This is a genomic window from Gemmiger sp., assembly GCF_057431175.1.
Genome location: NZ_DBMDDV010000047.1, coordinates 1 through 6,213 on the forward strand (window position 1 = coordinate 1; position 6,213 = coordinate 6,213).

The 6,213-nt window shown below is 59.3% G+C and carries 4 protein-coding genes and 1 rRNA gene; 3 read left to right on the forward strand and 2 right to left on the reverse strand.

Annotated elements, in window-relative coordinates:
- Both ACZO0A_RS12065 and ACZO0A_RS12070 read right to left on the reverse strand, forming a co-directional pair.
- Positions 1–326: ribosomal RNA gene (locus ACZO0A_RS12065) — 16S ribosomal RNA — on the reverse strand; the annotation flags it as partial.
- 721 nt (positions 327–1,047) lie between these two features.
- Positions 1,048–2,538 (reverse strand): DUF1846 domain-containing protein, encoded by a 1,491-nt coding sequence (locus ACZO0A_RS12070; RefSeq protein ID WP_291232255.1) that lies wholly within the window; start codon positions 2,536–2,538, stop codon positions 1,048–1,050.
- Between the two features lie 68 nt (positions 2,539–2,606).
- On the opposite strand from ACZO0A_RS12070, the gene ACZO0A_RS12075 reads away from it, so the two are divergent.
- The 3 genes from ACZO0A_RS12075 to ACZO0A_RS12085 are packed head-to-tail and all read left to right on the forward strand — an operon-like array spanning position 2,607 to position 6,017.
- Entirely contained in the window at positions 2,607–4,691 is a 2,085-nt protein-coding gene (locus ACZO0A_RS12075; protein ID WP_486846391.1) for a peptidoglycan-binding domain-containing protein, read from the forward strand.
- A gap of 3 nt (positions 4,692–4,694) precedes the next feature.
- Positions 4,695–5,384 carry a peptidoglycan-binding domain-containing protein gene (locus tag ACZO0A_RS12080; protein WP_302375965.1) on the forward strand — a complete coding sequence of 230 codons (690 nt, stop codon included), beginning with the start codon at positions 4,695–4,697 and terminating at the stop codon, positions 5,382–5,384.
- 57 nt (positions 5,385–5,441) lie between these two features.
- Positions 5,442–6,017: a nitroreductase family protein gene (locus ACZO0A_RS12085; protein WP_486846392.1), complete on the forward strand. Its 576-nt coding sequence runs from the start codon at positions 5,442–5,444 to the stop codon at positions 6,015–6,017.
- Positions 6,018–6,213: the final 196 nt, after the last annotated feature.

The window sequence follows — 6,213 nt, forward strand, 5'->3', positions numbered from 1 at the left end:
TCAGTCCCAATGTGGCCGTTCAACCTCTCAGTCCGGCTACCAATCGTCGCCTTGGTGGGCCGTTACCTCACCAACTAGCTAATTGGACGCGAGTCCATCCTAGAGCGAATAAATCCTTTTCCCACAGATCCATGCGAATCCGTGGGCTTATGCGGTATTAGCAGTCGTTTCCAACTGTTGTCCCCCACTCCAGGGCAGGTTACTCACGCGTTACTCACCCGTTCGCCACTAAGCTTAAAAAGCAAGCTCTTCAAGCTCCGTTCGACTTGCATGTGTTAGGCGCGCCGCCAGCGTTCGTCCTGAGCCAGGATCAAACTCTTTATAAATGGTATTTAATCGCCATTTAAAAGCGTTAAATCTCTGTAATCACTCAGACACAATCGCTTGCGTCCTGTATGAATTACTTGTAAATTTGGAATTGATTATCGTGGGTTTCCAAACCCACGTTCAAGGTTCCACAAGTTTCAGTTTTGTTCAATTTTCAAGGTCCTGCTGTGCTATCGCGTCTCCGTGACAGCCTGTATATTATATATCAGAAGCGCTTGATTGTCAAGGGGGTTTCTGAAAGTTTTTTGAAGAATTTCTTCTTCAAAAAACATATACAGGCTGTTATGAAGCGCTTTTCGCGGCGTGTCCGCCGCGAGACAGCTTGATTATTATAGCAAGGAGTATGACTCTTGTCAACAGTTTTTTCGGATTTTTTGACAAATTTTGAGAGTGATTTTTGGGCAAGGTGTATATTGGGGTGGTGGGTGGTGATAGGCACAAGGGGTTGTGATGGGAAGGTGGGGCGGGCGGCATGTATGCCGCCCCTACATGGGCGACCTGGCGGGAGTAAGGGGCAATAAAGGCAATGTGCAGCGGAGGGGCAAGTCCCCTCCCTACAATAATGCAAGATTAAATCGCAGTAACGGCAAGGCGGATGGCCGGGCATGCCCGGCCCCTACCGGGGTCGCGAAAGATTATGTGGCAATAAGGGGATGGCCGCTGGGAGGGATAAATTTCTCCCCTACTGCAAAAGGGAGAGGTTGTCCCTCTCCCTTTTGCTTACTTTTTATGGTACATACGGTCGTCTTCTTCGTAGGTGGGTTCGCAGGTCAGGTACATGCCGAGCTTTTTCAGGGTATCGGCGTCAACGCTGGACAGGATGACCGTGGAATGGATATCGCAGCCTTTCAGGTTGGGAATCTGCTCCATGGCCTTGGCGGCGTACTCATTCTCGGAAACCGAGCTGGACAGGGCAATCAAAATCTCGTCGGTGTGCAGGCGCGGGTTCTTGCTGCCCAGGTAGTTCGTTTTCAGCATCTGGATCGGCGCGATAGCGCGGGCGGACACCAAATCGATCTCCTGGTCGATGCCTGCCAATTTCTTGAGGGCGTTCAGCAATGCAGAGGATGCCGCGCCCAGCAGCGGGCCGGTCTTGCCGGTGACGATGGTGCCGTCGGCCAGTTCAATGGCAGCGGCGGGTTTGCCGTCGGTAGTCTCCGACGTGGCGTGGGCGCGTTTTTCGACCTCGCGCTGGCCCAGCGCAATGCCTGCCTGGTTCATCAGCAGTTCCAGCTTAAAGCGCTCCTGTTTGACAATGCCGCTGGCCTTCTGGTCACAGAGGCACTTGAAATACCGACGCACGATTTCATTCAGCGAGGCTTCGCGGCAGACCTCATCGTCGATGATGCAGTTGCCCGCCATGTTGACGCCCATATCCGTGGGTGAACGGTAGGGGCTCTTGCCCGCAATCAGTTCAAACATGGCGTTGACGACCGGAAAAATCTCGACGTCGCGGTTGTAGTTGACTGTGGTCTTGCCGTAGGCTTCCAGGTGAAAGGGGTCGATCATATTGACGTCGTTCAGATCGGCGGTAGCGGCCTCGTAGGCCAGGTTGACCGGGTGCTTCAGCGGCAGGTTCCAGATGGGAAACGTCTCGAACTTGGCATAGCCCGCCTTGACGCCGCGCTTATACTCATGGTAGAGCTGGGACAGGCAGACCGCCATTTTGCCGCTGCCGGGGCCGGGGGCCGTGATGACGACGAGCGGGCGCTCGGTCTCGATGTAATCATTCTTGCCGTAGCCGTCGTCGCTGACGATATGGGCCACATCGTTGGGGTAGCCGGGAATCTTGTAATGGCGGAAGGTGCGGATGCCCAGTGCGTTGAGCTTCTGTTCAAAGGCTGTGACTTCAGGCGCGTCGGTGTACTTCGTCACGCAGACGCTGCCCACAAACAGACCCACGCCCTGGAACGCGTCGATGAGACGCAGCACGTCCACATCGTAGGTAATGCCGTAGTCACCACGCATCTTGTTGGCGACGATATCCTCGGCGCTGATGACGACGACGACCTCGGCCTGCTCCTTCAGCTGCAAAAGCATCTGCAGCTTGGAATCCGGCTGGAAGCCCGGCAGCACGCGGGAGGCATGGTAGTCGTCGAAAAGCTTACCGCCAAATTCCAAATAGAGTTTATTGTCAAACTGGGCAATGCGCTCCCGGATATGGGCAGACTGCATCGCAAGGTATTTGTCATTATCGAATCCTATTTTCATCTGCGTTCCCCTTTTCCCTATCTTTAAACCATATGAATTAAGTATAGCATTTTTCGCGGGCCGTTGCAATGCCATTTTGTGGCGGTACGCTTTCCTGGCCGGAAGAGGCCCTGCGCGCCAACATCATTGCCCAGGTCAGCCTGGCGCTGAACCGCATCTGGACCGAGTGGTACCCCAGCCGGGGATATAGTTTCAACATCACAGGCTCACCAGGGTACGACCAGGCGTATGTCAACGGCCGCACGGTGTTTGCGGTCATGGAGCGGTTGACCGCCGAGTTGTTCAACACCTTTGTGCAGCGCAGCGGCGACGCCGAACCGTACTTTACCGAGTACTGCGACGGCAAGACTGTGACCTGCCCGGGCATGAAGCAGTGGGGCACGGTTGACCGTGCACGGGAGGGGCTGAACGCGCTGCAAATCCTGCGCTACTATTATGGGAACCGCGTGCAGCTGGTGACGACCAACAACATTGCGGCCATTCCGTCCAGCTACCCGGGCAGCCCCTTACGGCGCGGAAGCACCGGGACGAATGTGCGCATCCTGCAAAAGCAGCTGTCCCGCATCGCGAAGGACTACCCATCTTTCGGCAAGCCCGTCGTGACCGGGACGTTCGACGAGGCAACCGAGAACAGCGTGAAAAAATTTCAGAAGCAGTTCGGCCTGACGGCGGACGGCATTGTGGGCAAGGCGACGTGGTACAAAATCAGCTATATCTACGTCAGCGTCAAGGACCTGGCCGAACTGACCAGCGAGGGCGAGACCGCCGAGGGCATCCAAAGCACGGGCGGCTGGCCGGGGACCGTACTGCGGCGCGGCAGCACCGGCAGCAGCGTGGAGCAGGTGCAGTTCTGGCTTTCCGACCTGGCGCAGTTCGATTCGTCGCTGGTACGCGTGAGCGTGGACGGCAGCTACGGCGCAGCGACTGAGCGGGCCGTGCGGGCGTTCCAGCAAAAGCAAAACCTGACGGCGGACGGTGTCGTCGGGCAGATGACCTGGAACGCGCTGTACGCTGCGTGGGTGGACGCGCAGAGCGATTTGGGCGGCACAGCCTGGCCCGGGACGGCACTGCGGCGCGGGGATACCGGCATGGAGGTACGGCTCGTGCAGTTCTGGCTGCGGCTGGCAGCGGACAATTACAGTGCCCTGCACACCGTGACCGTGGACGGCAGCTACGGCGCAGCAACGCTCAGTGCGGTGACGGCGTTCCAGAGTTTGTTCGGGCTGACGGCTGATGGCGTCGTCGGGCGCAGCACCTGGAATAAGCTGAAAGAGGTCGGCCTGGCGGTGGCAAACAAAATCGTGGCAGCCAATGTCGCACCCGGGCAGTTCACGGCCACGACGCGGGAGGGCAGCAGCGGGACCGCGGTGCGGGCTGTGCAGTATTACCTGCGGCGGCTGGCAGCCTATTACAGCGATGTGCCCACCGTGACTGTGGATGGAAAGTTCGGCGCAGCGACGACCCGGGCTGTCAAGGCGTGGCAGACCCGCGCCGGGCTGACCGTGGACGGCGTGGTGGGGCGGCTGACCTTCCAAAGCCTGTATGACGCCGCACTGGCATTGGACACCAGCGGGCCGGTGGTGCGCACGGTCAGCCTGCCCGCACCCGATGCGGCACTGCGCCCCGGCGATACAGGCGCGGAGGTGCTGCGGCTGAACCGGATGCTGCTGTTCTTGAGCCAGTGGATATCGGAGATCAACTTTACGGCCGGCGGCACACCGGGCAGTACCTTTGACCCCGAGCTGGAAATCGCCGTGCGCAGTGCGCAGCGGTACTTTGGGCTGGACGAGACCGGCGTTGTCACCGCCGACGATTGGGCTGTGTTCCGCCAGGCAGCGCTTGACCTGCTGGCCGCCAGCCCCGCCGGGGCCAGCCCGAAACCGGGCGGCGTATGGCCCGCCGGGGCGCTGGCGCTGGGCAGCTCCGGTCCTGCCGTTTTACAGGTGCAGCGGTGGCTCAATGTAGTGGCCTCCGTCGACCAGACCGCCGATTTTGTACCCGAGAGCGGCCAGTTTGACGCCGCGACCCAGGCCGCGCTGGAAAGCTACCAGCTGACTGCCGGACTGGAGCCGCTGGGCGTTGTGGACGCCGACACCTGGGAAAGCCTGCGCCTGGCCGCGCAGGGACTTTGCCGCGAATGTCAGGAGGGATAGGGTATGCCAAAAGTCTATGTGTACGATTCCTACGACAACAAGTTTTTCCGCTACAATTTGGGCGAGAACGACCCGATGCCGTACAGCGCCGACACGACACTGCGGGTTCGGGAGTTCCGCGGGTCCAGCAAAGCCAACGTGCTGTGGACGACGACCGCCGCCATGGAGGCGTGGAATCTGACCCGCCGCACCTACGGCAGCGGCATCCCGGTGGGTTACGCTTTCAAGCGCATCTGGGAGGGTGGCCACGGCACGACGAGCCAGCACTACGCGGGCGTGGCCTTTGACGTGGGGCAAAGTACCACCGCTGCGAACCGCCGCAAGATTTACAAGGCCGCCGCGCGGACCGGGGCGTGGGGGTATGTGGAGCCGCTTTCGATGACGCCGACCTGGGTCCATTTTGACAGGCGGTACGGCAAGCCTGCGTGCCGCAGCACCACAGCGGGCTACCCCACCCTGCGGCGCGGCAGCCGCAGCACGTATGTGTTGATCCTGCAGGACGCGCTGAACGCGCTGGGGTATTCCACCAACACACTGGACGGCATCTTCGGAAAGGCGACCGAGAACGCGCTGAAAGCCTGCCAGCGGCGGTTCAGCCTGACCGCCGACGGCGTATGCGGGTGCGCGAGCTGGCGGAAGATCGCCGAAGCGACGGTGGGCATCGGGAAAACGGCAACGGTGATTGATGCGTGAACAGAAAACGTGTTATAATGAAAACACGAACTCTATATAATAAGGAAGTGCTCCCAAATGGATATGATGGAATTTCTGCGCAGCCGCCGCACCTACCGGCGGTTTGCACAGCGGGCTGTTGCGCCCGAGATTCTGACCGAAGCCGTTGATGCGGCCCGCATTGCCAGCTGCGGCGCGAACCGCCAGACCGTGCGGTATTGTATTGTGGAAAGCCCCGCTGCCGTGGCCGCCGTGCAGCCGCTGGTGCATTGGGCCGCCTACCTGCCCCGCGAGCAAGGCACGCCGCAGCCCGACGAGCAGCCAACTGCGTATATCGCCATCTTGCAGGACGACCGTCTGCCCGGTGCGAACGATGTGGACATTGGCCTGGCGCTGGGCAGCCTGACCGCTGCCGCCTGGGCACACGGCGTTGGCAGCTGCATCATGGGGGCCATCGACCGGCCCGCGCTGACCAAGCTGCTGGGTCTGCCCGAGGGACTGCGGCTGTGCTATATGGTCGCACTGGGGTATCCGACGCATGAGAGCCACCTGGTGGAAATACAGGACGGCAGTGTGAAGTATTATCTCGATGAAAACCGCAACTACTGCGTACCGAAGCGCGGGATGGAGGAAATTTTAATTAAGACATTATAATAGTATAGCAAAACCCGCAATCCCGGTTATAACATCGAGATTGCGGGTTTGTTTTGTTGCAGGGGGCAAATCTCATATCCGCCCGTGGATGTTTATAGGGCAATACCGCATAATTCTAAGTGCCGATACGGCGAGCGAGGTGCGGCAGCTGCTAAGCCAAAAGCGCAGATAATACTTTGTGTATTATCGAGCATTT

What these genes read in the sequence shown, in the direction of transcription:
- ACZO0A_RS12080 (WP_302375965.1), top strand. Translation starts at nt 4,695, where the DNA reads ATGCCAAAAGTCTATGTGTACGATTCCTACGACAACAAGTTTTTCCGC.
- ACZO0A_RS12070 (WP_291232255.1), bottom strand. Translation starts at nt 2,538, where the DNA reads ATGAAAATAGGATTCGATAATGACAAATACCTTGCGATGCAGTCTGCC.
- ACZO0A_RS12085 (WP_486846392.1), top strand. Translation starts at nt 5,442, where the DNA reads ATGGATATGATGGAATTTCTGCGCAGCCGCCGCACCTACCGGCGGTTT.
- ACZO0A_RS12075 (WP_486846391.1), top strand. Translation starts at nt 2,607, where the DNA reads ATGCCATTTTGTGGCGGTACGCTTTCCTGGCCGGAAGAGGCCCTGCGC.